This is a genomic window from Ilumatobacter sp. (assembly GCF_041688325.1).
Taxonomy (GTDB): domain Bacteria; phylum Actinomycetota; class Acidimicrobiia; order Acidimicrobiales; family Ilumatobacteraceae; genus Ilumatobacter_A.
Genome location: NZ_JBDNIJ010000245.1, coordinates 1 through 2,863, shown reverse-complemented (window position 1 = coordinate 2,863; position 2,863 = coordinate 1). Strand labels below are relative to the sequence as shown.

The 2,863-nt window shown below is 62.5% G+C and carries 6 protein-coding genes and 1 pseudogene; 1 reads left to right on the top strand and 6 read right to left on the bottom strand.

The window, feature by feature from the left end; genetic code table 11:
- Window positions 1–361: 361 nt before the first annotated feature.
- Window positions 362–763: pseudogene (locus tag ACH2EI_RS13895) on the bottom strand (nucleotidyl transferase AbiEii/AbiGii toxin family protein); the annotation flags it as partial.
- A gap of 35 nt (window positions 764–798) precedes the next feature.
- On the opposite strand from ACH2EI_RS13895, the gene ACH2EI_RS13890 reads away from it, so the two are divergent.
- The gene (locus tag ACH2EI_RS13890) at window positions 799–921 is read left to right on the top strand and encodes a hypothetical protein (protein ID WP_395151968.1); all 123 of its coding nucleotides are present in this window, start codon (window positions 799–801) and stop codon (window positions 919–921) included.
- 75 nt (window positions 922–996) lie between these two features.
- Here the strand turns inward: ACH2EI_RS13890 and ACH2EI_RS13885 are convergent, their stop codons facing one another.
- The 5 genes from ACH2EI_RS13885 to rpmG form a co-directional block, all read right to left on the bottom strand.
- Window positions 997–1,641, bottom strand: a complete 645-nt coding sequence (locus ACH2EI_RS13885) for a cation transporter (protein ID WP_395151970.1) — start codon at window positions 1,639–1,641, stop codon at window positions 997–999.
- Window positions 1,638–2,018, bottom strand: a complete 381-nt coding sequence (locus tag ACH2EI_RS13880) for an ArsR/SmtB family transcription factor (protein WP_395151972.1) — start codon at window positions 2,016–2,018, stop codon at window positions 1,638–1,640. The genes ACH2EI_RS13885 and ACH2EI_RS13880 overlap by 4 nt, the downstream gene beginning before the upstream one ends.
- Window positions 2,019–2,146: 128 nt before the next feature.
- Window positions 2,147–2,365: a hypothetical protein gene (locus tag ACH2EI_RS13875; protein WP_395151974.1), complete on the bottom strand. Its 219-nt coding sequence runs from the start codon at window positions 2,363–2,365 to the stop codon at window positions 2,147–2,149.
- Complete coding sequence (locus ACH2EI_RS13870) at window positions 2,358–2,624, bottom strand: type B 50S ribosomal protein L31 (RefSeq protein ID WP_395151976.1); 267 nt, start codon at window positions 2,622–2,624, stop codon at window positions 2,358–2,360. The genes ACH2EI_RS13875 and ACH2EI_RS13870 overlap by 8 nt, the downstream gene beginning before the upstream one ends.
- Window positions 2,624–2,794 (bottom strand): 50S ribosomal protein L33, encoded by a 171-nt coding sequence (gene rpmG / locus ACH2EI_RS13865; RefSeq protein WP_395151978.1) that lies wholly within the window; start codon window positions 2,792–2,794, stop codon window positions 2,624–2,626. Before rpmG ends, ACH2EI_RS13870 begins: the two co-directional genes overlap by 1 nt.
- Window positions 2,795–2,863: the final 69 nt, after the last annotated feature.

Sequence of the window (2,863 nt, the reverse complement as noted above, 5' to 3'; positions counted from 1 at the left end):
GCGGACTGACCCGAACGATCCGTTCGTGCCCATAGGTGCCTCCTGTTGTCCCGTGCTCGGGGCACGTTGGGGGCACGACAGACCTGTCGGCGAGGCACTTCCAGACTAGCTGAGGACTGATAAACAGTCAATGAGCTGGTCTTATTCCGCTCCAGAAATTGGAGCGGATGACGGGAATCGAACCCGCGTATTCAGCTTGGGAAGCGCTTCGAGGCTGATCGCATCGTGCCTGCGTGTGGGGTGTTTGTCCTGTTCAGCCATGGTTTCTTCGAGCGCCGTTGTCGTGCGTTGTTGCGCCGTATCGCACCCTGTTGGGCGTTGTTCTAGGCACGAACTAGGCACGCTGCTGCTTTGATGTTCGCTACCGGTCCATGCCCGTTTCGTCGGCGAGATCTTGAATCTCTTTGAGCGCTGAGCGAGCCTTGCGAAGTCGTTGCCTTCTGCGTTCGGCTGCTTCGATGAGCCGCTCGGCGACTCTTCTCGCTGAGTCGTGGTCGTAGCTCTCGGGGTGGCCGGTGATCAGTGCGCTGAGGTCGTCGAGGAACGACGAATCGTTGAGCTTGGCGTCGAGGTTCGCGAGTGCGCGCTCTCCTGTCCAGCCGTCTGGCCGGTACGGGTCGAAGCATTCGACGATGTCATCGAGGGTCGCCGTGCCGTGTTCGAATGCGAGCCACAGGTCGAACAGGTCTCGACCCTTGCGGCACTGGAACAGGGCTCGAATCTTGGTGGCCGTGAGTTCCTCGATGGTAAACGTCGGCACGGCTGCCTCGCCGCTGAACCGACCGGACCGCGTCGACGGTGATCCGCGGGCACGCGTTCATCCAGAACCTGCGGCACGACCATTTCGAACTCGGAGTCGAATCCCGCCACGAGCATCTACGCGTCGCGGCAGCATTCGACGAACTCAACGCTTCGATCTGACCACACAACCCACACGTCATCGGCCAGCCGTGCCCTCCGATCAACCAATGCAACAGTGCCCTCCCATTCCGGTGCTCAGCAGCAGGTGTGTTCGAGCGAGTCCGCTCTGAAGGTGCGCACCGCCATCCATGCTGCGACGCCGGCGATCGTGAGTCCGGCCACTGGGTCTGCCCACCACCACCCGAGTGCTGCGTTCGCGACGAGACCGACCAAGAGTGCGGCCGACAGCATCGTGCAGACGTTGGTTTGTGCTGCTTCGGCCACGGCGGCCTGAGAGCCGAGCGCAAGTGCCTGTTTCCGTTTCGCGGTGGCGAGGACCGGCATGACCGCGAGTGACAACGTTGCGATCGCAATGCCCACCGTCGATGCTTCGGGTTCGTGTCGGCCGACGAGGTCGATTGTCGCCGAGATCGACACATAGGTCGCGAGCGCGGCGAACGACCAGGCCACCAATCGGCGGGCTCGGTCGTCGGCGCCGAGCTGGCATCCGTCGCGCTGTTCTTGGCGCAACCGCCAGGCAAGGACGAGTGCGGCCGACACTTCGATTCCCGAGTCGAGCCCGAAGGCGATGAGGCCGACTGACGATGCAGCCACGCCGGCAGTGATCGCAACGATCCCTTCGATGACATTCCAGCCGATCGTGAGACGATTGAGCACCGTGGCCCGGCGCACGATTTCGTGCCGACCGGCGGACTTGCTTGTCTCGAGTTCGATGCTCATGAATCGTCTCGCTCATTCGGTGGTGACATGTGGTCGTCGCATGGCGACAAGGTGTCAGCGACCGCGAGGAGCGAGCGGAGTGCATCGGTGAGCTCTGCCGAGACGAGGGTGTAGTTGAAGCGACGCCCAATCCGTTTGACGCTCACGAGACCGCACCCACGAAGACACGCCAGGTGATTGGACAGGTTCGAACGGGACGTTCCAATCGCGTCGGCGAGGTCGCTCGGGTACTGCGATCCGTCGAGCAGTCGCACGAGGACCGATCGACGGATCGGGTCGGCGAGCGCCAATCCGATGCGGTCGAGGCCCTCGGTCCGATCGCGATCCATCACCGTGATTCCGGCGTTAGCCGCGGCGTCGAGCAACTGTTCAGTCATGACTGAACCGTAGCGCAATGATTCAGGACTGGCTGAACCATCTTCGCAAATGTGGACGTCGAACGTGTTGACGCAGAGGTCGAAGTCCGCCACCCCATCCCGGCGTTGCCGTCGAGAACGGTGGGTGGTCAGCTCAAGCGCAACTCGGCCGCGAGGCTCATAATCGAATCGGGGACAACGGTGCCCGGGGTGAGGATCGTTCGGCTCGTCGGGTCCACGCGAGCGGTGGCGCCGCTACTCGCGAACCGGATGGTGACCGTGCCGTCGTAGTCGAGAGTGAGTTCGTGTGTCACCTGCCCGAAGCAGTCGATGACCTGTTCGGTGAGGAGGCCCGCAAAGTCAGCCATCGACGTCACCGCGGTCCCGGCGCCCGTATCGCTTGTTGAAGCGCTCGACGCGCCCGGCAGTGTCGATGATGGTCATCGACCCGGTGTAGAAAGGGTGCGTGTGGTTCGACACATCGAGGAGTACGTGCGGATACTCCTTGCCGTCCTCCCAGGTGGTGCGTTTTTCGGTGGTGGTCGTGGACCGGCAGATCCAGCGTTGTCCGCCGGTCGAGTCTTCGAATACGACGGGGCCGTAGTCGGGGTGGATTCCGGGTTTCATCAGCGTGTCTCCTTGAATTGGACGTGCTTGCGGATCACGGGGTCGTACTTCATCAGCACGATCCGCTCGCGGGTGTTGGCCTTGTTCTTCTTCGTGACATACCGGTAGCCGGTTCCTGCCGTGCTCTCCAGGGTGACGATCGGACGGCGGTCTTTGCTCGATCCAGCCATTGGTCAGACCTTCCCGCCATTACGGCGGATCTGAGCGACGGCGGACTCGATGCCACGACGGTCGATGGC